The sequence below is a fragment of the Haloglomus litoreum genome, assembly GCF_029338515.1.
Lineage (GTDB): Archaea > Halobacteriota > Halobacteria > Halobacteriales > Haloarculaceae > Haloglomus > Haloglomus litoreum.
On record NZ_CP119988.1, the window covers coordinates 2,529,356 to 2,548,415 of the forward strand.

A 19,060-nucleotide genomic window follows, 5' to 3' on the forward strand; every position below is an offset into this window, starting at 1 on the left:
TACAGGCCGTGGGACCGGTCCGCGTATCGCCGTGAGAACTAGCCGGGGTTGCTGACCTGTTCGATGTCAGCTTCGATGTGGATACTGGACGGGTAGTCCGCGCCGGCCACGTTCCGGGCGAACTCGTCGTGACCCACGATGACGATGGAGCGGACGTAGACGGGGTAGGTCCAGCCCTCGAACCGGCCACCATCGGGGTCGAGCCGCTGGTACTGGGGCGCCGTCACGTCCCGCTGTGGTTCGGGGTTCGGTCCCCGGAGTTCGACCCCCTTGCGCTCGGCGCGCTCCTTGATGTCGGTGACGACCCGCTCGAGCGTCTCGCGGTCCCCGGACTGGAGCGTGAGCCGAGTCACGAACGGCATACCCGTCCGTGGTCCGGGGGCGGACAAAACGGATTCGGTTGGTGGACGATGCGGGAGCGGTTGACGCTCGACGCACGGAACCGCAGGGTTCAGGCGACGACTACCGCTGGACCCCGTATGCGCCCCGCCGCTCAACTCGCCCTGTTCGGCAGTGGTTCGTTCCTGCTCGTCGGTCTTCTGACCGGCGTCTGGAAGTACGCCCATATCCGTGCGACGGCCGAGGGGGCCGCGACCGCCCCGACCTACGTCGACATCGCCCACCGCGCCGCCCTCCTCTACGCGTTCGCGGCACTGGTGCTGTTCGAACTCGCCACCGTGGCGCCGTTCTCGGAACCCGTGACGGTCGCGGCGGTGGCGTTCCCCCAGGTCTTCTTCGCGGGCGCCGTCGCCTCCTATGTCGTCCACGGTGCCCTGCAGGACACGGAGAACCAGTTCGCCAGGCCGCACGTCCTCGGCGACCGGGAACTCGACCCTCGGGTCGTGACCAGCGCGATGGTGGCGCTCGTCGTCGCCGAGGTCGGCGGTGTTGGCCTGTTGCTGGCAGGCTTCCTCGTTCGGTACGGCCCGTGAGGGTACGTTTCGAGGCAGTTCCGGGCCGCCCGTTCGATTTATCACGTTCGATGGTGTATGACACACCATGGCAGTGCAAGGCCCCACAGGAACCACCGCGCTCGACCGGATGCGGGACCGACTGACCCGGACGGAGTCGCGGTGTCCGGAGTGTGGAAGCGACGCCGCGGAGTGGACCTGTCGGACCGACGGTGGTCGGGTCCGCTACGAGCGGACCTGTCCCTCGTGTGGGGCGGTCGCGAGCCGCACCCTCCGGTTGCGACGCTAGGGCGACGGCGCCCCCGAAGGTCTACGTACTCCCGGGGTGACGGGCGGGTCGTGAGCGACGAATTCGAGAACTTCCGCGTGACCGACGAGGACGGCATCCGGCACGTCGTCATCGACAGCACGAGCAAGATGAACGCGATGAACCGGACGATGATCGACGAGCTGACGGACATCTTCGTCCGGCTCGAGGACGACCGACCCCGGTGTCTCGTCATGACGGGCTCGGACGGCGTGTTCTGTGCCGGTGGCGACGTTCTCGACCTCGGGAGCGCCGACGCCGCGACACCCGCACGTGGCTTCCGGAAGGGCGCGGCCGTCCTCCACGACGCGATGCTCCACCTCCATCAGGCAGAGGTTCCCGTCGTGACGGGCGTCAACGGGCCGGCCGTCGGCGCGGGCTTCTCGCTGGCCATCGCCGGCGACTACACCATCGCCTCCGAGGACGCCTACTTCCAGTACGGCTACCCGAAGATCGGCATGACGGGCGACGGGGGCTCGACCTTCTACCTCCCCCGGACCGTCAACCGGCGCGAGGCCAAACGACTCGTACTGCTCAACGAGCGCGTCGAGGCACCCGAGGCCGTCGAGCGCGGCCTCGCCACCGAGGTCGTCGCCGAGGACGAGTACGACGACCGCCTCGACGAGGTCGTCGAGCAGATCGCCGAAGGGCCCACGGTCGCGCTCGGCCGGACGATGCGACTGCTCGATGAGTCGTACGCCAACGACATGCCGACGCAACTAGCCCACGAGACGCAGGGGATGGCCGACTGCGCGCAGACGGACGACCATCTGGAGGGCATCACGGCGTTCGCCCAGAAGCGCGACCCCGAGTTCGAGGGGGAGTGAGCCGACGCCGCTGTGGGGCACGCGACGACCGAGGGTCACCCCGGGCCGACGTGCGTCCGTGGTCCGCAAGTGGCCACCGGCCGGCGGCGCCGACGGTCAACGGGGAGCCGTCTCGATTCCGGTGACGGTTCCAAGGAGTGCGGTCCACTCATCGACGACCGGGAGGCCCGCCTGCTCCACCAGTGCGACCGGCTCCTGGTCCCAGCGGCAGCCCCGCTTCTCGTAGTGGGCCTCGGCGCGCCAGTCCTGGAACCGGGCGAGGGGCCCGACCTCGCTCCGCCCGTGTTCCAGCAGCAGGATGCGTCCGTCCGGCTTGCAGACGCGCTCCATCTCTTGGAGGGCCTCGATGGGGTCCGGGAACGTACACGTGGAGAGCGCCGAGACGACGGTGTCGAAACTGTCGGCCGGGAACGCCAGGGACTGTGCGTCCATCCGGCGGAGTGACCCCTCCAGCGGCAGGCGGTCGAGCGCCTCACGCGCGTTCGCGAGCATCTCGGGACTGATGTCGATGCCGACCAGGTCGACATCGACGGGAAGGTACGGGAAGTTGGTCCCGGTCCCGCAGGCCACGTCGAGCACGCAGCCGCTGGCGGCGCCGAACTGTCGCTCCCGGTAGCGACCGGTGACGAGGCGGTCGGCCCAGCGCCACCGGTGGAGGGAATCCGCCACGTCCGCGTACAGGTCCGCGATGTCGTCGGCGGACTTCGGGCGGGTAGTCGACGGCGTTCCGTCGCTGCCACGGCTCCCGTCGGAACCGGGCGTCCTGTGCGATTGGATGTTCGTGTCTGTCGCTGGCATCGGGTGTTCGACCTCTGGTGAGGACTCCGGCCGACGACACAAGAATGTGTTCTCAAATTGATAATTCATCGAATCGTTTTCACAATCGGTTTTGAGCGATGAGCGGCAGTACGAGAGAGTCCGTGCGCAGTTCAGTCACAGAGGGGGGATGAGGCGACCGCAGCTCAAACGCTGTTTTGAAAGCTAGCTGTCAATTATCTGGCTCGCCACCGCGCCCGCGCCGCACGCGCTCGGTCCGGGTGACGGCCGCGGTGTCGTCCAGTCGGAAGCGCAGCGCGTCGTCGCCGGCCCTGAGCGTCACCTCGTAGGTCCCCGGTCCCGACGACCGACGTTCCGAGGTCCACTGGCCCTCCCGGAGCCGCTCCCCGAACTCCCAGGCCGGTACCGTCGTCACGTCGATCCCCCGGTCCCAGTGGAACGCCACGGAAGCGGGGTGATAGGCCACGCTGTAGGTCAGCGGGGCGTTGTACTGGCGGAGGCACTCCCGACACTCGCTGGTCACGAGGAAGCTGTCCGCCTCCGGAAGGGGGCCGTCCGACCCGTCGACGACATCGGCGGCGAGCCAGCCGCTACAGGTCGGACAGACGCCGTTCCGTATCTGCCGGTAGTCCCGGATGCTCTTCCGCCTGACACTCCGGATGACCGCTTCGGCATCCCGATCACGCGTCTGTGCGGGGGTCACCGGCAGCCCCGCGACCGGCCGCTCGCAGGCCCCACAGCTGATATGGACGTGTCGCTCGGAGAGCGACGCCGCGAGCGCCTCCGCCCCGCAGAACGGACAGACGCCGTCGACCGGTTCCGACCCGAACCCCTCCAGCACCTCGTAGTTCCCCGAGAGGATGAACCGGACGATGCGTTCGCCCGCGTGGGTGAACTCGTACCCCTCCTCGGTCTTGCGGAGGTAGGTCCCGGTCAACTCCCCGAGATGGTAGGAGAACCGGGACGTGTTCTCGGCATCCACGCGGTCGTATATCTCGGAGAACCGCAGGCGGACTGCGCCCGCCCCGCGCCCGGTGCGCTCGTGCTCCGCGAGCGCGACGGCGCGCAGGATGTCCACCCGCGTCTCGTCCGCTAGCAGGCCGAACATCTCCGCCACCCCAGACTCGCCAGTCATTGCTCGCTCGTCGGGAGTAGAGCAGCATCAACAAAGGAACCCCCGGTCGGGTGTCCGGCGGCGGTTCCAGCCGGCACCGTCAGCCACGGACGGGCGGAGTAGCTGGCGTTACTGCAGTTCGGCGGGTCGCTCGTAGTTCGGGTCGACCATCTGTGCGGACATCGGGTGCGGGTCGCCCTCGGTGAGGTTGTACTCCGAGAAGTCCGTGATGCCCCGCTCGACGAGGAAGTCCTCGTCGTAGACGGCGTTCCCGGTGAACTCGGCGGGGTCCTCGTTCAGGATACCCAGCACGGTGTCCGAGACGACCTGCGGGGTCCGCCAGTCGTCCTCGGTACCCATCCCGAAGTGCCGTGTCGCGCGGGTGTCGATGGCGGTGACGGGCCAGAAGGAGTTGCAGCCGATGTCGTCGCCGGCCAGTTCGCCGGCCAGCGAGAGCGTGACGAAGCTCATCCCCATCTTCGACCAGGCGTAGGCCGAGCCGCCGACCTTCCGGTCGGTCCGGGCCGCGGGCGCGTTCGTCAGGATCCACGCGTCCTCGTCGGCGTCGCGCAGGTGCGGGATCATCGCTCGCGAGGTGATGTACGTCCCGCGGATGTTCACGTCGGTCAGGAGGTCGAACCGGTTCGCCGGCAGGTCCTCGACGTTGGCGGGCTGGATGGCGCTCGCGTTGTTGATGAGGATGTTCACCTCGCCGAAGTGGTCGACCGCCTCCTCGACGGCGTTCTCGACGATCTCCTCGTCGCGGACGTTCAGTTCGATGGGGAGTGCCTCGACGCCCTTCTCCTCGCACTCGCGGGCGGTCTGCTCGATGGTCCCCTCGAGGCCCTTGTCGTCGCCGTAGTCGTTGTTCTCGCTGGTCTTGCCGGTGGAGACGATGTTGCAGCCCTGCTCGGCCAGGTCGAGCGCGATGGCCTTGCCGATGCCGCGCGTGGTGCCGGTGATGAACGCAGTGCTGCCTTCGAGGTCGGGTCGCTCCAGACTCATAGACGGCGTTCAGGTTGCCGGGGGATAATGCTATTGTTTGACAGTGGCTCCGAGGGGGGGCCGACCCCGGCCACCCGGTCCGCGGGCGGCAGTTACAGCTCCGCCAGTGTGGCCATCGTCGTCTCCTTGTCGTCCTGGCTCATCCCCGCCACGAACGCACACCGGACGGCGTCCACGCCGTCGATGGCTGCCAGCTTCCGGTAGTGCTCGCGGACCTCCTCGGGCGTGCCCGCGGCCGCGAGTGCCTCGAGCGCCTCGTCCGGGAGTGCCGCGGCCATGGCAGCCGTGTCCTTCTCCTCCCACGCCGCGCGGATCTCCTCGACGGCCTCCGGGTACCCCTGCTCGGCGACGGAGTTGCCGTAGAACGGACCGTACGCGCCGACGAGGAAGGACACCATCTGCCGGGCCATCGAGCGCGCGTGGTCGCCGTCCTCGTGGGCGAACGTTCGGACCAGCGGCGCGACGCGCACGTCGTCGACCGAGCGGTCCCCGAGGTCGGCGCCGCGTTCGAGGTCCTCGAGCCGGTCGCGGAGGCCGTCGGCCGTGAACAGCTGCGGGACCCAGCCGTCGGCGAACCGGCCCGTCATCTCCACCGCCTTCGGGCCGAGCGTCGCGAGGTCGATGGCGGGCGGATCGTCGGGCACCTGCCGGTCGTAGCCCATCCCGCCCAGCTCGTAGACGTCGCCGTCGTAGGACACCTTGCCGCCCTCGTAGACGGCACGGACGATGTCGATGGTCTCGCGGGTCCGCCGGAGTGCGGGCTCGAACTCCCCGGAGTGCCAGCGCTCGACCAGCGCGGGCGAGGACGGCCCCAGCCCCATCCGGTAGTCCCCGTCGCTGGCCTCGTGGAGCGTGAGCGCGGTCTGGGCCAGCATGGCGGGCGAGCGCGACGGCGGCGAGAACACGTCGTTGGAGATGCCGATACCCGTCTCCCGGCCGATGGCCGTGAGGACGGGCACGATGTTCCACCCGGTCACCTCCCCCATCGAGACGCGCTCGAACCCGTGGTCCTCGTAGCGCCCGGCCTGTGCGACGGCCTCGTCGATGGTGGAGTGGTCCGACAACATCAGCGTCCCGTCCAGCGCCGCATCGAATGTCATGCCCGCCGAGTCGCGGAGCCGTCACTTGAACCTTCGTCCGCAGGGGCCCGACCCACCGAAACGCCAGCGGGGCCCCACGACCTGAGCCCCCCGTCGAGGTGAACGATGTGGGTTTCCCATCGTGTAACTGGCAGATACCCGACCGGAAGATACTATAAGTGGATAATTTCTGACTTCGAATGAAAATGCCCCCAATTATCGATAAAGCCAGGGATTCTGGAGTCTGGTTCCCCGGCTCAGACGTTGCCGCCGCCGCTCCCGTAGGAGATGGTCAGCTCCTCGGCCTCGTAGATGTTGATGAGTTCCGTGACGACCTCGTCGTAGCTCTCGTCGTCGATCTTCAGTGCGTCCAGCCGCTCGACGGTCTCCTCGGAGAGTTCGACTCGCGGCATACATGTGGAGGTTGCGGACGAGGGGACTTATGCTCGGCGGCGGTCACTCCGGGAGTTCGGCCGACGGCGCCCGCCCTCGCTCGCGGTCGAGGTAGCCGCGGAGCCATCCGGCCGTCCGCTTCGCGTGGGGGAGGGGCGAGCGGCCGGTCGCGAGCGCGAACGGGACGTTGAGTGCCACGTCCTGTATCGTCGAGAGGCCGTACTTCCCGCCGAGGTAGCCCTCCTGCCAGCCGATGGGGTGGCGTTCCATGGAGTCGTGGTCGAAGCGCGCGCGGTGGTTCAGCACCCAGAGCCAGCCGCCGGCGTCGACGTGGCGGCGGAGCCACTCGTCCTCCAGCACGTGCAGGTCGTCGGGGAAGTCGACGCCGCGAGCGGCCTCGGTCCGGACGAGCGAGGCGTGCGTGCCGCCCCGCCGGGCGCGCCGCCGGACCCAGTCGGTCGGGTGCTCGGTCCGGGTGCCCTTCCGGCCCTGCACGCCACCCACGAGCGGCCCGACGGCGCCGAACAGGTCGTCGAGATACGACTCGCGCACCCGGACGTCGTCGTCGAGGAAGAGGAACCAGTCGGCCTCGACGGCCGCGATGGCTCGCTCGCGTGCCTCCGGGAGCGAACACGGCTCGATGATGGCCTCGAAGCCCCAGCCGGCCTCGTTGGCGGCCTGCCGCGCCAGGTCGACGGTGTCGTCGTCGCTCTCGTCGTCGACGACGAGCAGGCGCTCGACGGTCGGCTCGCAGGCCGCCTCGCTCCGGCGGAGGTGTGCCAGCGCGCCCTCGATGACGGCGGCGCTCTCGTGGGTCGGCATCGCCACCTCCAGGCGCGGGGCGTCGGACATCGGTTGGCGGGCCTACCCCACACGGGGGCAAAAACCCGTCCGTCCACGGCCCGCCGTGCCCGGCGCGCGAGAGCCCGCTCGCACGCCGCGCCTGACGCGAGCGGCGGCCGCGGCGGCCCTCGCCGCCGACGGAAAGACTTGTGCCCGCCGGTGGCCTCGGTCCGACGATGACCGAGCGGCCGAACATCGTCTGGATCACCCTCGACAGCGTCCGCCGCGACCGGACCACGCTCGGCGGCCACCACCGCGATACGACGCCGCGCATGCAGGCGCTGGCCGACGAGCCGGCGGGCCAGGACCTCTCGGCCTGCTTCGCGCACAGCCAGTGGACGCTGGGCTCCAGCGGCTCCATCCTCACCGGCACCTACCCCTCGCACAGCCGCATCGGGATGGAGGGCGACCGGGTCCCCGACGAGCTGACGACGGTCCCCGAGCTGTTCCGCGATGTCGGCTACCGGACGGCCTGCCTCTCCCGGAACTCGCACGTTAGCGCGGCAACCGGGCTGGACCGCGGGTTCGACCGCTTCGAGTGGCTCGCCGCCGACACGCTCCTGGAGGCGGCCGGCCCCCGCTCGCTCGTGAAGTACGCCCTGAACATCCGCCGGCACTCCGCCGGCCTCACACCCGACACCGCGAAGCACGCGACGCCGTACCTGATGAACGACATCGCGACGCGGTGGCTCGACGACCTCGCCGACGCGGAGCCGTTCCTGTTCTACCTCCACTACAACGAGCCACACCGGCCGTACTACCCGCCGCTGCCGTGGCTCGACCGCTACACCGCGGACCTCGACATCACGGCCCGGGAGGCCGCGGACATCTCGATGGACATCCACCGGAACCTGATGAAGCGGGTCGCCGCGGGCTGTGACCTCTCCGATCGGGAGATGGCCGCGCTGAAGGCGATGTACGACGCCGAGGTCGCCTACACCGACGAGATGGTCGGCCGCCTGGTCGAGGCGGTGCGCGAGCGGGTCCCCGGGGACACCGTCGTCGTCGTCACGGCCGACCACGGGGAGCTGTTCGGCGAGCACGGCCTGCTCTCGCACCGCTGGGTCCTCGACGACGCGCTCATCAACGTCCCCACGGTCGTCCACGGTGCGGACCTCGACGTCGCGGACGACGACCTGGTCCAGCACGTCGACCTCCTGCAGACGCTACTGGCACGGGCGGGCGGCGACACCGCCCAGCTGCAGGGCATCGACCTCGACGAGCGCGAGCGCGACTACGTCGTCGCCCAGCGCTCGCCGATGGACTTCGAGGGGCTGCTCGGCGCGGACCCCGACTACGACACCTCCCGGTTCCACAGCGGCCTGCTGACGGCGCTGCGGACACGCGAGTTCAAGTACCAGACCAGCGGGGAGCGCTCGGAGCTGTTCGCGCTCCCCAACGAGACGATCGACGCGACCGACGAGTACCCCGAGATGGCCGAGGAACTCGCCGCGCTCACCGAGTCCTGGCTCGCCGACGAGGGCGCGCCGGTCGGCGAGGCCCAGCACGCCGAGTTCGACGACGCGATGCGCAAGCAACTGGCCGACCTCGGCTACCTGGAGTGATGTTGCCGTAGCCTCCGGCGATACAGGTCCGCTCCGTCCCGGTCGACAGGACTTATGCCCGGTGAACGGGTACGACACCACCGATGCCGAGTGTCGCCCTCGTCGTGCTGGACACCCTCCGCAAGGACCGGTTCGACGAGCAGTTCGACTGGCTCCCCGGAACCCGCTTCGAGCGCGCGTACGCCCCGAGCCACTACACGGTGCCCTCCCACGCCGGCCTGTTCACGGGCCACTACCCGAGCGAGACGGGGACGAACGCCGAGTCCCACGAGTTCGACCCGCCGATGCCGACCCTGGCCGAGCGCTGCCGCGAGGCCGGGCTGACGACCCGGGCCTTCACCGCGAACGCGAACGTCACCCGCGAGTTCGACTGGGACCGCGGTTTCGACCACTTCGACGGGGCCTGGAACTGCCGACACGCCAACGCCGAAGCCGACGTGTTCGAGTGGAACGCCTTCATCCGCGAGCACAGCGACGAGGGGCCCGCACGCTACGCGAAGGCGCTCTGGGCCTGCCTCACCTCGGACTGCGACACGCTCGCGTCGCTCCGCCACGGCGCCGAGATCAAGTACCGCACCCACACCGTCGAGGACAGCGGCGCGCGGGAGGCCCTGGAGTACGTCCGAGGGACCGATTTCGACGACGAGGAGTTCCTGTTCGTCAACCTGATGGAGGCCCACGCGCCGTGGGACCCGCCGGAGGCGTACCGCTCCGTGGACCTCGACGTCCACCCCGGCTTCGAGGAGACCGTCCGGGGCGACGAGATCGATGGCGACCGGGTCCGGCAGGCGTACGACGACTCGGTCCGGTACCTCTCGGACATCTACCGCGATATCTACGCCGAACTGGACGCCGAGTTCGACCACGTCGTCACCTGCTCGGACCACGGCGAGATGCTCGGGGAGCACGGTATCTGGGGGCACGGCTACGGGCTCTACCCGGAGCTGACGCACGTCCCGCTCGTCGTCTCGGGACTCGGCGGTGCCGACGAGCGCGACGAGACCGTCGGGCTCCTCGACGTCCATCGGACGGTTCTCGAACTCGCGGGTGCCGTACCCGACGGGGGCCCGGAGAGCGCGACCGGCCGCGGGCGGGACCTCCGCGAGCCGCTCGAACCGACCGAGGGCGTTCTCACCGAGTACCTCGGGCTGAACTGGTTCCGCCGGCGGACCCTCGCCGAGGCCGACTACGCCGACGCCGCCGACTTCGACGAACGCCTCTACGGAATCGCGCTCGACGAGGACTACTACGGGTTCGAGACGCTCGACGGGTTCCGGGCCGAGGGGTCGACCTCGGTCGCGGACCCACGGGCCCGGATGGCGTCGCTCGTCGACGACCTGACCTACCACCGGGGCCGGAAGGACGGGGAGTACTCCGAGGCCGTCATGGAGCAGCTGGCCGACCTGGGCTACGCCTGAGTGGGGCGGTCCGCCAGCCGGGCGCTCCCGACGCTCGACCGGTCGCGGCTCGCCGTCCCCGAGCACGACTCCAACGGTCAAGTGCCCCCAGCCCGAGCGACCGGTCGTGACGATACAGGACCATCGTGTCGACGCGGACGGGGTCGGGCTGCACTACCTCCGCGTGGACCCGCCCGAGGGTGACGGCGGGCCGCCGGTCGTCTGCCTGCACGGGGGCATCGTCGACTCGGCGCGGTGCTCGTGGGGCGGTGTCATCGAGCCGCTGGCGGCCGGACTCGGCCGACCGGTCCTCGCGCCGGACCTGGCGGGCTACGGCGACAGCGACCGGCCGGTCGCGGCCTACTCGACCGCCTATCACGTGGAGGCCGTCCGGGGGTTCTGCGACGCGCTCGGTCTCGCACGTGTGGACCTGTGCGGGCTGTCGCTGGGTGGCGGCGTGGCCCTCGGACTGGCGCTGGCCGACGAGCGGGTCGAGCGGCTGGTCGCCATCGACAGCTTCGGCCTCGGCACGGAGCTGTCGAACGGACTGCTGACGTGGGCGCTGGCCCAGGCGCCGGTGCTGAACCGGCTGTCGCTCGCGCTGCTCGCGCGGTCGCGGCGGCTGGCCCGGGCGAGCCTCGGGAGCATCGTCGTCGACCCGGACTCGGTGCCGGACGAGGCCGTCGACGAACTGTTCGCGTTGCTCCAGCGCGAGGACCCGGGCCACGCCTTCCGGCAGTGGCGCGCGGCCGAAGTGACCCGTCAGGGGTACGCGACCTCGTACGTCCCGCTCCTCCCGGAACTGCAGCAGCCGGTGCTGTTCCTGCACGGTGCCGCGGACGAGGTGTTCCCGCCGGCGTGGTCCGAACGGGCGGCCGACCTCGCCCCGGATGGGGAGTGCGTGGTGCTGGACGACTGTGCCCACTGGCCGCCGCGCGAGCGCCCGGAGGCGGTGCTCGAGCAGGTCTCGCGGTTCCTGGGCGAGGCGTGAGCCGTTCCAGGTCTCTCCCCCGGCCGCGCGGGCCAGCGGGTCCGCCGGGAGGTCAGTGTGCCTGGTCCAGCGGGTCCTCCAGGTCGCCCATGACGGTCTCCAGCGCGTCCGTCGCCGTGAGGAGTCCCACCACCTCCCCGTCGGATAGCACCAGCGCAAGTTCCTGGCTCTCGGCCTGGAACTGGTCGAACGCGTCGCTGACCGTCGTGTCCGCCGACACCGTCATCGGCGGGGCCGCGATCTCCGCGAACGACACCTCGCCCGCCTCCAGCGCCGCCATCCGGTTGACGATGCTGGGCACGTACACCACGCCGACGAAGTCGTCGGGCGACTCCCCGATGAGGGGGTACCGGGTGTGTGGCGTCTCGGAGACCTGCCGGAGGTTCTCCTCGACCGACGCCGTGGTCGAGAGGTAGACGATGTCGGCCGCGTCGACCATCACCTCGCGGACCTCGGTCGTGCCGGCCGCGAGCGCGTTCAGCACCTCCTCGTGTCGCTCGCCGGAGACCTCACCCTGCTGGAGTAGCGAGCTCATGCGGGTCCGGAGCTGGGCGCGTGACTCGATGACATCCTCCTCGGCCTCCAGCCACGCGCCGCTCATCTCGACGCCGAACAGCTTCAGCGTCCCCTTCGCCACCCAGTCGCCGAGCGTGATGATCGGCGAGATCAGGACGTAGAACCAGTGCAGCGGCCTCGCCCCGTACCGGCAGACGAACCGGGACCGCTCGACGCCGAGGTAGGTCGGGGTCTGCTCCCCGTGGGTCAGGTGGACCAGGTTGATGATGAGGTAGGCCAGCAGCGCACCGGCGCCGATGGTCGCCAGCACCGTCCCGCCGAACAGCGGCTCGAACAGTGCCGCCAGGGCCGGCTCCGCGACGATACCGACGGCGATGCTGGAGGCGGTGATGCCGACCTGGCACGTCGTCAGGTAGAGTTCCAGGTCCTGGGTCATCTCCCAGGCCCGCTCGAGCGCGGGCGTGCCGTCCACGAACTCCTCCTCGGAGAACTGCCGAGCGCGCGTGAGGGCGAACTCGATGGCGACGAAGAACCCGTTGGCGAGGATCAACAGTACCCCGGCGACCAGTCGGATGCCAATCTCGAGAGGACTCATCGGGTGTGTGCGCAGCCCTTGCTCGGCCAGCGGTTAGAATGCAGTGATTGTCTGTCCCATTATGAATGAGATTGTCGAACTGATAACCACGGCCACTCAGATACCGCATCCGGGGATGGACCGCTGTTCCGGGGATACGGTTATCCGAGCCAGCACGCTATATCCCGCCGGATGGACGACCACGAACTCGACCGGCTGGATCGGGAGATCCTCTTCCGGCTGCAGCGGGAGGCCCGTCACACCTCCTCGAACGACATCGCGTCCTCGCTGGAGGTCTCCGCGAGTACCGTTCGCAACCGGACCCAGCAGCTGGAAGCTGCCGACATCATCCGGGGGTACCACGCCGACGTCGACTACGAGCGGGCGGGCTATCAGCTGTTCACGCTCATCGTCTGCACGGCACCGATTCCGGACCGCGAGGAGCTGGCGGCGGCGGCGGCCGACGTCCCGGGGGTCGTGGAGGTGCAGGAGGTGATGACGGGCGAGGCGAACGTCCTGGTGCAGGCCATCGGCCTGGACGGGGACGACCTGACCCGCATCGGGGAGGAACTCGACGAACTGGGGCTGCAGGTCTCCGACGAGGACCTGATCCGGAACACGCACCGGCGCCCGTTCGCGAACTTCGAGGCGGGCGAGGACTGACCATCCCCGGGTCGAGGCCCGGGCTCACCGCTATGGCTGGGATGTGAAATCGCCGAGGGAGGCCGGCCCTGTCAGGCGCCGCTGGCGTCGTCACCTGCCGGGCGGGTCGTGGGGTCGGCCGTGAGACCCGGCGGGGTCTCCTCGTCGAGCGGGTCCTCCAGTTCGCCGGTGATGGCCTCGAAGGCGTCCGTGGCGGTGACCAGCCCGAGGACCGTCGTCTCCCCGTCCGGGTCGACCACCAGCGCGAGTTCCTGCTTCTCGTCCTGGAACCGGTCGATGAGGTCCGCGACGCTGAGATCGGCCGGGACGGTCATCGGGTCGGCCGCGAGGTCCGACAGGGTGAGCTCGCCCGCTTCCAGGTCGTCCAGGTCCCGGAGAACCGCCGGGACGTAGACGATGCCGCGGAAGTCGGAGACGTCCTCACCGACGAGTGGGAACCGGGTGTGTGGATGCTCGCGGATGCGCTCGACGTTCACCTCCAGCGGCTCCTGTACGGAGAGGGGCGTGATGGCCTCGGCATCGACCATCACGTCCTGGACCTGGACGCGGTCGATGTAGAGGGCGTTCATCACCTCCTCGCGCCGGTCCGCCGGGACCCCGAGCGCGCGCATCCGCTCGCCCATCGCGGCGCGCAGGTCCGCACGGTCGCTGGGGCGGTCGCCCCCCTCCTCGCCCTCGATCTCCTCCTCGGCCCACGCTCGGCTGATGGTGACGCCGAACGCGCCGAGCAGCTTCTTCGCGACCCAGTCCGCGAAGAGGATGACCGGGCTCATGAGCTTCGTCCAGTAGTAGAGCGGCCGGGCGCCGTGCTTCGCGACGAACTTCGAGCGCTCGACGCCCAGATAGGTCGGGGCCTGCTCCCCGATGATGACGTGGAGGATGTTGATCAGCGCCAGCGCCACGATGACCGAGATGGCGGCGTGGCTCGCCCCGCCGGCGGAGAACCCGACGGCCCGGAACAGCGGGTCGATGGCCGCGGTCAGCGCGGGCTCTGCGACCACGCCGAGTCCGACGCTGGAGACGGTGATCCCGACCTGGCAGCCCGACAGGTAGATCTCCAGGCGCTCGGTCATCTCCCAGGCCCGGTCGAGCCCTGGGTGGCCGGTGAACTCCTCGCGCGCGAACTGGCGGACCCGTGTCATCGCGAACTCGGTCGTGACGAAGAAGCCGTTGGCGAACAGGAGGACGACACCCCCGATCAGACGAAGTCCGACGAGTGCAGCGCTCGAAGCCATCGATACTGGCGCTTCTGTCGCGCGACAAAAAGGGGTTCTGGCACGGCGGCACCGTGAGACGCCGTACCGGGCCGTCAGCAACCTCTACGCCGCCCGGATGGCGTTCACGTAGGTCGCCTTGTCCTTGACGCCGACCCACTCGCCCGCGGGCTCGCCAGCACGGAACAGGTGGACCGTCGGGACACCGCGGACACCGAACTGCTGTGCGAGCGGCTGGTTCGCGTCGATGTCGATCTTCACGACGGCGGCGTCCTCCTCGGCGGCGATCTCCTCGATGGTCGGCGCGAGCATCTTGCACGGACCGCACCAGTCGGCGTAGAAGTCCGCCAGCACGACATCGTGCTCGGCGAGGACCGACTCGAGGTGGTCGGCGCCGTCGATGTGGATCGGTTCGGTGGGGCCACCGTCGGCCGCGGTCCCCTGCTGGCCCTCCTCGGCGGTCGAGAGCAACTCCTCACGCTTCTGCTCGCGGATGGCTTCGATCTCCTCGTCCTCCGTATCGCTCGGCTCACTCATATGTCGGCATAGGGACCTCCAGAGATTAAGAACCCCGGGGTCGTGTCCGGATTCCGCATTCGCGCCCTCGCCGCGACACAGGAATCCGGCTGCCCGTCGACCGCCGTGGGCGGACCCGTGTCGCGATGTCGTCGGACCCCGGACAGACGGGCGTCAGACGCGCGGGGAAGCTTGATAATCGGTGACCGCAACGGCCCGTCCATGACCGAGGAACCACAGGAGATCACGACGCTGGTCGGTCGGGAGGTCTACTCGAACAACGGCGTCTTCGTCGGCCAGGTTGAGGACCTGCGACTCGATGTGGACGCACGCGGCGTGACGGGGCTGGCGCTGACCCAGCTCAACCACGACCTCTTCGACGAGCGAGCCAGCGGGAGCCGCGGCGTCATCATCCCGTACCGCTGGGTCCGGTCGGTCGGCGACATCATCCTGGTGAACAGCATCGTCGAGCGGATGCACGGCACCAACGAGGAGGAGGAGGCGCTGGCGGCGGCCTCCTCGGCCTGACAGGTCCGCGCCCGCCAGCGGGCGACGGGACGGCGCTCAGGAGCCGTTCGCCGGCTCGCCGCCGCTCCCGCCCTCGACCTCCACGTCGACGCCCATCGCCTCGAAGAGCTTCGACTTCACCGCCTGCTCGGTCAGGCTCAGCAGCGTCTCCCGGTTCCCGCCGTTCCCCTCCAGTCCCGTGAAGATGCCGAGCGGGATCTCCGCGGTCGCGTCCGTCGAGTGGCCGCGGGCCTCGCCGATGGCCCCGAAGGCGTCCTCGAGGACCGCACCGATGTTCATCCGGATGTCCTTCGAGCGCGCCGCGAGGTGGATGGTGTCGTCCGTGACCGCGAAGACGGCCGTGGTGGTGATGCCCTCCAGGTTGAGGAGCTGCTGTGCGGCCTGCGAGACGGCGGTCTTGTCGCGGATGAACCCCGCGTTGGAGACCAGATGCGAGCCCTGGACGTCCCGGTTCCGGATGGCCTCGGCGAGCACGTCCAGCGTCTCCGGCGACAGCGAGGGTGACTCGACCTGCTCCAGCGTGTCGTGGTTGGCGAACGGGTAGAGGTACGCCGCTGCGGTGAGGTCCGCGGGCGTGGTGTCGCGCTTGAAGTCGAGCGTCTCCTCGCGGATGCCGTACAGCAGCGCGGTCGCGACCTCCTCGCTCAGGTTGAGATCGAACTCCTGGATGTACTTCGTCAGGATGGTCGAGGTCGAGGAGACGTTGGGCCGGATGTCCGCGAACTCGGCCTCGTACTCGAGCTCGGGCTCGAAGTGGTCGATCAGGATGTCCGGCTGCCGGTCGAGGTCGTACTCGGTGACGCGGGCGTAGTCGACCAGCGCGAGTGTGTCGTACGAGGAGAGGTCGTCGCGGTCGAGCGGCGCGAGTTCGATCCCGAGCAGGTTGACGAACGCGCGGTTCTCCTGGTGGCCGATCTCGCCCTCGTAGCGGATGTCGGCCTCCACGCCCAGCGACTCGGCGATGGCCTTCAGCGCGACGGCGCTGGCGATCGAATCGGGGTCCGGCGAGCGATGCGCGAGGATGGCGAGCCGCTCGCCCCGGCTCAGCACCTCGGCGAGCCGCTCGGCGCGGTGCTCCAGTTCACCCGTTTCGAGCGCCCGGAGCGCCGAGTCGGCGATGACCTCGGAAGGGTTGATGACCACGTCCACGCCGAGTTCCGTGAGTTCGTCCGCCGTGACGGGGTCCGAGGCCCGGACGACGATGAACTGGTCGTCGCCGCGGCTCCGGATGTTCTCGACGGCCGCCTTGTTCGCGGCCACGTCCGAGGACATGATGAGGATGACGTCGCGGTCGCCGATGGCGTCGGCGACGTCCGGTTCGGCGATGTCGGCGGTCCGTGCGTCGAGGTCCTGGTCGCGCAGCGCCTCCACCCTGCCCTCGTCGTGGTCGAGGATGAGGACGTCCTTCCCCTCGGACTCCAGTTCCTCGGCCACGGCGTGGCCCACGCTCCCACAGCCGAGGATCGCGTAGGTCGACATCGAGGCCATCGAGACGGCGCTGCTCATGTTGGCGGTTCTTGCGGCGGCGGGCTACAAAAACCCCGTCCTCCGACGCGACCGGGGCGCCGCGTGACCCCGTGACACACGGGTCAGAGCGGGGGAAACGCAACCCTTTAGCATCGCACCTCGCTACCCGGGAGTGAGGGCTGATAGCTCAGCCAGGCAGAGCGTCTGGCTCTTAACCAGACGGTCGAGGGTTCAAATCCCTCTCAGCCCGTGTTCTGACGACCACCACCATCCCAGCGACGGCGTTAGCGGTCAGTTCGCGCTCGACACCTCCTCCCTGAGCGTGTCGACCACGGCGATCCCCGTCCCGGCGAGGGCGCCGCCCGCGGCCGCGATACCGACGAGACAGGCGGCGAACAGGAGGGTCAGGCCGAACTCCTGCCAGGGGGCGAGCAGTTCGGGGGCGGCGGTGTTGATGCCGACGTGGACCCCGTTCCGGTGGTAGCCGATGGGGGCGAACGCGCCCGCGCTGGCGAGGTAGACCAGGCCAGCCCACGGCAGCGCGCCGACCAGGCCGGCCGTCGCGCCCGCGATGCTGCCGTCGAGGGGGCGCTCGCAGCCGTGGCCGGCGAGCCAGCCCCCGAACGCGGCCCCGATGCCGGTCGGGAGGGTGAGCAGGACGACGATACCGCCAAGCAGCGTCTTGCCGGCTCGCGTCGCGAACCGGTGGAGGGCATCTCGGGTCATTCGCGTTCGATACGAGAGGGGCCAGGGTAGAGGGCCTGTCCCCTGGCTTCAGCGCCTGAAGCCAGGCACAACTCCGACACCGACCGAACAGTTATACGGGTCCGTGGAGTCGCTTCAGGACCGTGTCGGGGGAGCCGGACGCCGGCGAGGTCGCGGACCTGCTCGCGGACGACTGCGCGCGACAGATACTCGTCGAGACGAAGGCGGCGGCCCGCTCGGCCGCCGAGCTGAGCGACCGGACGGGTGTCTCGGAGCCGACGGTGTACCGACGGCTCGAACGCCTCCGGGAACACGACCTCGTCAGCGAGGAGCTGCGGCCGGTCCCCGACGGCAGGAACTACCGCGTCTACCGGGCCGAACTCGACGGCATCGAGTTCGACCTCGACACGGACGGGTTCTCGGTCGCGGTCGCACGCAGCGAGCGGATGGCCGACCGGTTCACGCGGTTCGTCGAGGAGATGTGACGATGTACGCACTACCACTCCAGTCGTTCGACCTCGAGACGCTCGCTCTGGTTCGGCAGGCCAGCGAGGCACTCTCGGTACTGCTCGGGCTCGCCATCGCCTACATCGCCTACCGTGGGTACCGGCGGAACGGGAGCCGTCCGATGCTGTTCGTCGCCGCCGGGTTCGCACTCGTCCTCGGCGTCCCGGCGCTGCTCACCGTGGCGCTCTACGTGCTGCTGTCGGTCCCGCTCCCGGTCGTGAACGCCCTCGCGCAGGCCTGCGAGCTGCTGGGCCTGGGGGCCATCCTCTACGGACTCTGGACGCCGGGCGCGTCCTGAGACACCGTGCTCCGGCGTTCACTGGTCGTCGAGGCCCGTCAGTCGCTCGCGCGCAACTCGACGATGCGGCCCGCCGGTTCGGACTCCTCGTCCTGCGGCGGCAGCGGGACGGTCACCACCTCGTGGTCGGCGTGTGCCTCGAAGAACCGCGCACGGTCGGCCACGGTGTCGGCGACGCACTCCTCGGGGCAGGTCCGGCACACACAGTGGAACAGGTCGTCGGACATACACGTCCGATGGCGGGTACCGGGTATGAAAGTGGGTATCAGTCACACGGCCTGAACGGGCGTTCGAACGTCGGATAGGCCGGTTCTCGGTGGCTCTGCCCGGGATGGCGACACGAGACCAGGGGGTCGCGGCGCTGGGGCCCGGCCCCGTTCCGGTCGGATTCATCCGGCGGTTTATACGGCATCCTCCTGGTACTGCTCGACGTTCCCGCTCCCGACGGCCACCTCGACGAGTGCGCCACCCTCCTCGGTGTCGGCGTCGTCGTAGTCGGGCCCGTAGTACTTCTCGAAGAGGGCGTTCCGGGCGGCCCGGACGGTCTCCGGGTCCTCGACGACGCGGGCCGTGCCGCGGAGCACGACGCGCCACTCGACCGCGGCCTCGTCGGCACGCTCGATGGCGAGCGCGACGCGGGGGTTCTCCCGGACGTTCCGCAGCTTGCGGCCGCCGGTCAGGAGCGAGACCACGTCCCCGTCGTCGGCCGCCTCGTACGTGTACCAGACGGGAGCGACGTGTGGCCGGTCGTCCACGCTCGTCGCGAGGAAGGCGCTCAACGTCGCGTCGGCGACCTCCTCGCGGACGAAGGCTCGAGTGTCTGCATCCATGGAGGACGGACGTGCGGGCCGGCAAAGAAGGGC

At 69.6% G+C, this 19,060-nt stretch carries 24 protein-coding genes and 1 tRNA gene; 11 read left to right on the forward strand and 14 right to left on the reverse strand.

Annotated features, from left to right (window positions below):
- Positions 1-38: 38 nt before the first annotated feature.
- A complete protein-coding gene (locus tag P2T62_RS12510; protein ID WP_276257415.1) occupies positions 39-362 on the reverse strand; it encodes an uS10/mL48 family ribosomal protein in 324 nt (107 codons plus the stop codon).
- Between the two features lie 117 nt (positions 363-479).
- Here P2T62_RS12510 and P2T62_RS12515 point away from each other — a divergent pair, with 117 nt between their 5' ends.
- The 3 genes from P2T62_RS12515 (at position 480) to P2T62_RS12525 (ending at position 2,045) form a co-directional block, all read left to right on the forward strand.
- Positions 480-932: a hypothetical protein gene (locus P2T62_RS12515; RefSeq protein WP_276257416.1), complete on the forward strand. Its 453-nt coding sequence runs from the start codon at positions 480-482 to the stop codon at positions 930-932.
- Between the two features lie 67 nt (positions 933-999).
- Positions 1,000-1,200: an HVO_0649 family zinc finger protein gene (locus tag P2T62_RS12520; RefSeq protein WP_276257417.1), complete on the forward strand. Its 201-nt coding sequence runs from the start codon at positions 1,000-1,002 to the stop codon at positions 1,198-1,200.
- Between the two features lie 50 nt (positions 1,201-1,250).
- Positions 1,251-2,045 carry an enoyl-CoA hydratase/isomerase family protein gene (locus P2T62_RS12525; RefSeq protein ID WP_276257418.1) on the forward strand — a complete coding sequence of 265 codons (795 nt, stop codon included), beginning with the start codon at positions 1,251-1,253 and terminating at the stop codon, positions 2,043-2,045.
- Between the two features lie 96 nt (positions 2,046-2,141).
- Here the strand turns inward: P2T62_RS12525 and P2T62_RS12530 are convergent, their stop codons facing one another.
- The 6 genes from P2T62_RS12530 to P2T62_RS12555 all read right to left on the reverse strand — a co-directional run bounded on the left by P2T62_RS12530 (position 2,142) and on the right by P2T62_RS12555 (position 7,265).
- A complete protein-coding gene (locus tag P2T62_RS12530; protein WP_276257419.1) occupies positions 2,142-2,843 on the reverse strand; it encodes a class I SAM-dependent methyltransferase in 702 nt (233 codons plus the stop codon).
- 190 nt (positions 2,844-3,033) lie between these two features.
- Positions 3,034-3,957, reverse strand: a complete 924-nt coding sequence (locus P2T62_RS12535) for a DUF7351 domain-containing protein (protein WP_276257420.1) — start codon at positions 3,955-3,957, stop codon at positions 3,034-3,036.
- Positions 3,958-4,065: 108 nt separating this feature from the next.
- Positions 4,066-4,941 carry an SDR family oxidoreductase gene (locus P2T62_RS12540; RefSeq protein ID WP_276257421.1) on the reverse strand — a complete coding sequence of 292 codons (876 nt, stop codon included), beginning with the start codon at positions 4,939-4,941 and terminating at the stop codon, positions 4,066-4,068.
- Between the two features lie 92 nt (positions 4,942-5,033).
- Entirely contained in the window at positions 5,034-6,041 is a 1,008-nt protein-coding gene (locus tag P2T62_RS12545) for a TIGR04024 family LLM class F420-dependent oxidoreductase (protein WP_276257422.1), read from the reverse strand.
- A gap of 236 nt (positions 6,042-6,277) precedes the next feature.
- Positions 6,278-6,433, reverse strand: a complete 156-nt coding sequence (locus P2T62_RS12550; protein WP_276257423.1) for a DUF7557 family protein — start codon at positions 6,431-6,433, stop codon at positions 6,278-6,280.
- A gap of 43 nt (positions 6,434-6,476) precedes the next feature.
- On the reverse strand, positions 6,477-7,265 hold the full coding sequence (locus tag P2T62_RS12555; protein ID WP_276257424.1) for a glycosyltransferase family 2 protein: 789 nt from the start codon (positions 7,263-7,265) through the stop codon (positions 6,477-6,479).
- Between the two features lie 167 nt (positions 7,266-7,432).
- On the opposite strand from P2T62_RS12555, the gene P2T62_RS12560 reads away from it, so the two are divergent.
- The 3 genes from P2T62_RS12560 to P2T62_RS12570 all read left to right on the forward strand — a co-directional run bounded on the left by P2T62_RS12560 (position 7,433) and on the right by P2T62_RS12570 (position 11,209).
- Positions 7,433-8,821 carry a sulfatase gene (locus tag P2T62_RS12560; protein WP_276257425.1) on the forward strand — a complete coding sequence of 463 codons (1,389 nt, stop codon included), beginning with the start codon at positions 7,433-7,435 and terminating at the stop codon, positions 8,819-8,821.
- A gap of 83 nt (positions 8,822-8,904) precedes the next feature.
- Positions 8,905-10,239: a sulfatase-like hydrolase/transferase gene (locus tag P2T62_RS12565; protein WP_276257426.1), complete on the forward strand. Its 1,335-nt coding sequence runs from the start codon at positions 8,905-8,907 to the stop codon at positions 10,237-10,239.
- 106 nt (positions 10,240-10,345) lie between these two features.
- Entirely contained in the window at positions 10,346-11,209 is an 864-nt protein-coding gene (locus P2T62_RS12570; RefSeq protein WP_276257427.1) for an alpha/beta fold hydrolase, read from the forward strand.
- Positions 11,210-11,261: 52 nt separating this feature from the next.
- On the opposite strand, the gene P2T62_RS12575 is transcribed toward P2T62_RS12570, so the two are convergent.
- A complete protein-coding gene (locus P2T62_RS12575; RefSeq protein ID WP_276257428.1) occupies positions 11,262-12,320 on the reverse strand; it encodes a hemolysin family protein in 1,059 nt (352 codons plus the stop codon).
- A gap of 171 nt (positions 12,321-12,491) precedes the next feature.
- Between P2T62_RS12575 and P2T62_RS12580 the strand changes: the two genes are divergently transcribed.
- Positions 12,492-12,962 carry an Lrp/AsnC family transcriptional regulator gene (locus P2T62_RS12580; RefSeq protein WP_276257429.1) on the forward strand — a complete coding sequence of 157 codons (471 nt, stop codon included), beginning with the start codon at positions 12,492-12,494 and terminating at the stop codon, positions 12,960-12,962.
- A 71-nt stretch (positions 12,963-13,033) separates the two neighbouring features.
- Here P2T62_RS12580 and P2T62_RS12585 read toward each other — a convergent pair whose 3' ends face one another.
- Together P2T62_RS12585 and trxA are read right to left on the reverse strand one after the other, a co-directional pair.
- Positions 13,034-14,197: a CNNM domain-containing protein gene (locus P2T62_RS12585; RefSeq protein ID WP_276257430.1), complete on the reverse strand. Its 1,164-nt coding sequence runs from the start codon at positions 14,195-14,197 to the stop codon at positions 13,034-13,036.
- An 84-nt stretch (positions 14,198-14,281) separates the two neighbouring features.
- Positions 14,282-14,713 (reverse strand): thioredoxin, encoded by a 432-nt coding sequence (gene trxA / locus P2T62_RS12590; protein WP_276257431.1) that lies wholly within the window; start codon positions 14,711-14,713, stop codon positions 14,282-14,284.
- Positions 14,714-14,914: 201 nt separating this feature from the next.
- Here trxA and P2T62_RS12595 point away from each other — a divergent pair, with 201 nt between their 5' ends.
- Positions 14,915-15,220, forward strand: a complete 306-nt coding sequence (locus tag P2T62_RS12595; protein WP_276257432.1) for a PRC-barrel domain-containing protein — start codon at positions 14,915-14,917, stop codon at positions 15,218-15,220.
- A gap of 36 nt (positions 15,221-15,256) precedes the next feature.
- On the opposite strand, the gene P2T62_RS12600 is transcribed toward P2T62_RS12595, so the two are convergent.
- Positions 15,257-16,726: a DHH family phosphoesterase gene (locus tag P2T62_RS12600; RefSeq protein WP_276257433.1), complete on the reverse strand. Its 1,470-nt coding sequence runs from the start codon at positions 16,724-16,726 to the stop codon at positions 15,257-15,259.
- Positions 16,727-16,863: 137 nt separating this feature from the next.
- Between P2T62_RS12600 and P2T62_RS12605 the strand changes: the two genes are divergently transcribed.
- A tRNA-Lys gene (locus P2T62_RS12605) sits at positions 16,864-16,937 on the forward strand.
- Between the two features lie 41 nt (positions 16,938-16,978).
- Here the strand turns inward: P2T62_RS12605 and P2T62_RS12610 are convergent.
- Positions 16,979-17,413 (reverse strand): hypothetical protein, encoded by a 435-nt coding sequence (locus P2T62_RS12610; RefSeq protein ID WP_276257434.1) that lies wholly within the window; start codon positions 17,411-17,413, stop codon positions 16,979-16,981.
- Between the two features lie 122 nt (positions 17,414-17,535).
- Between P2T62_RS12610 and P2T62_RS12615 the strand changes: the two genes are divergently transcribed.
- Positions 17,536-17,877 carry an ArsR/SmtB family transcription factor gene (locus P2T62_RS12615; protein WP_276257435.1) on the forward strand — a complete coding sequence of 114 codons (342 nt, stop codon included), beginning with the start codon at positions 17,536-17,538 and terminating at the stop codon, positions 17,875-17,877.
- Positions 17,878-17,879: 2 nt separating this feature from the next.
- Positions 17,880-18,197, forward strand: coding sequence for a DUF7521 family protein (locus P2T62_RS12620; RefSeq protein WP_276257436.1), 318 nt, complete (start codon positions 17,880-17,882; stop codon positions 18,195-18,197).
- A 38-nt stretch (positions 18,198-18,235) separates the two neighbouring features.
- Here the strand turns inward: P2T62_RS12620 and P2T62_RS12625 are convergent, their stop codons facing one another.
- On the reverse strand, positions 18,236-18,424 hold the full coding sequence (locus P2T62_RS12625) for a hypothetical protein (RefSeq protein ID WP_276257437.1): 189 nt from the start codon (positions 18,422-18,424) through the stop codon (positions 18,236-18,238).
- A 174-nt stretch (positions 18,425-18,598) separates the two neighbouring features.
- Positions 18,599-19,027 (reverse strand): pyridoxamine 5'-phosphate oxidase family protein, encoded by a 429-nt coding sequence (locus P2T62_RS12630; RefSeq protein ID WP_276257438.1) that lies wholly within the window; start codon positions 19,025-19,027, stop codon positions 18,599-18,601.
- Between the last annotated feature and the right edge of the window lie 33 nt (positions 19,028-19,060).

Excerpts from the sequence above, each read along its gene's own strand:
- P2T62_RS12510 (WP_276257415.1), bottom strand. The coding sequence starts at position 362 with ATGCCGTTCGTGACTCGGCTCACGCTCCAGTCCGGGGACCGCGAGACG.
- P2T62_RS12515 (WP_276257416.1), top strand. The coding sequence starts at position 480 with ATGCGCCCCGCCGCTCAACTCGCCCTGTTCGGCAGTGGTTCGTTCCTG.
- P2T62_RS12520 (WP_276257417.1), top strand. The coding sequence starts at position 1,000 with ATGGCAGTGCAAGGCCCCACAGGAACCACCGCGCTCGACCGGATGCGG.
- P2T62_RS12530 (WP_276257419.1), bottom strand. The coding sequence starts at position 2,843 with ATGCCAGCGACAGACACGAACATCCAATCGCACAGGACGCCCGGTTCC.
- P2T62_RS12535 (WP_276257420.1), bottom strand. The coding sequence starts at position 3,957 with ATGACTGGCGAGTCTGGGGTGGCGGAGATGTTCGGCCTGCTAGCGGAC.
- P2T62_RS12540 (WP_276257421.1), bottom strand. The coding sequence starts at position 4,941 with ATGAGTCTGGAGCGACCCGACCTCGAAGGCAGCACTGCGTTCATCACC.
- P2T62_RS12545 (WP_276257422.1), bottom strand. The coding sequence starts at position 6,041 with ATGACATTCGATGCGGCGCTGGACGGGACGCTGATGTTGTCGGACCAC.
- P2T62_RS12550 (WP_276257423.1), bottom strand. The coding sequence starts at position 6,433 with ATGCCGCGAGTCGAACTCTCCGAGGAGACCGTCGAGCGGCTGGACGCA.
- P2T62_RS12555 (WP_276257424.1), bottom strand. The coding sequence starts at position 7,265 with ATGTCCGACGCCCCGCGCCTGGAGGTGGCGATGCCGACCCACGAGAGC.
- P2T62_RS12560 (WP_276257425.1), top strand. The coding sequence starts at position 7,433 with ATGACCGAGCGGCCGAACATCGTCTGGATCACCCTCGACAGCGTCCGC.
- P2T62_RS12565 (WP_276257426.1), top strand. The coding sequence starts at position 8,905 with ATGCCGAGTGTCGCCCTCGTCGTGCTGGACACCCTCCGCAAGGACCGG.
- P2T62_RS12575 (WP_276257428.1), bottom strand. The coding sequence starts at position 12,320 with ATGAGTCCTCTCGAGATTGGCATCCGACTGGTCGCCGGGGTACTGTTG.
- P2T62_RS12580 (WP_276257429.1), top strand. The coding sequence starts at position 12,492 with ATGGACGACCACGAACTCGACCGGCTGGATCGGGAGATCCTCTTCCGG.
- P2T62_RS12585 (WP_276257430.1), bottom strand. The coding sequence starts at position 14,197 with ATGGCTTCGAGCGCTGCACTCGTCGGACTTCGTCTGATCGGGGGTGTC.
- trxA (WP_276257431.1), bottom strand. The coding sequence starts at position 14,713 with ATGAGTGAGCCGAGCGATACGGAGGACGAGGAGATCGAAGCCATCCGC.
- P2T62_RS12595 (WP_276257432.1), top strand. The coding sequence starts at position 14,915 with ATGACCGAGGAACCACAGGAGATCACGACGCTGGTCGGTCGGGAGGTC.
- P2T62_RS12600 (WP_276257433.1), bottom strand. The coding sequence starts at position 16,726 with ATGAGCAGCGCCGTCTCGATGGCCTCGATGTCGACCTACGCGATCCTC.
- P2T62_RS12610 (WP_276257434.1), bottom strand. The coding sequence starts at position 17,413 with ATGACCCGAGATGCCCTCCACCGGTTCGCGACGCGAGCCGGCAAGACG.
- P2T62_RS12620 (WP_276257436.1), top strand. The coding sequence starts at position 17,880 with ATGTACGCACTACCACTCCAGTCGTTCGACCTCGAGACGCTCGCTCTG.
- P2T62_RS12625 (WP_276257437.1), bottom strand. The coding sequence starts at position 18,424 with ATGTCCGACGACCTGTTCCACTGTGTGTGCCGGACCTGCCCCGAGGAG.
- P2T62_RS12630 (WP_276257438.1), bottom strand. The coding sequence starts at position 19,027 with ATGGATGCAGACACTCGAGCCTTCGTCCGCGAGGAGGTCGCCGACGCG.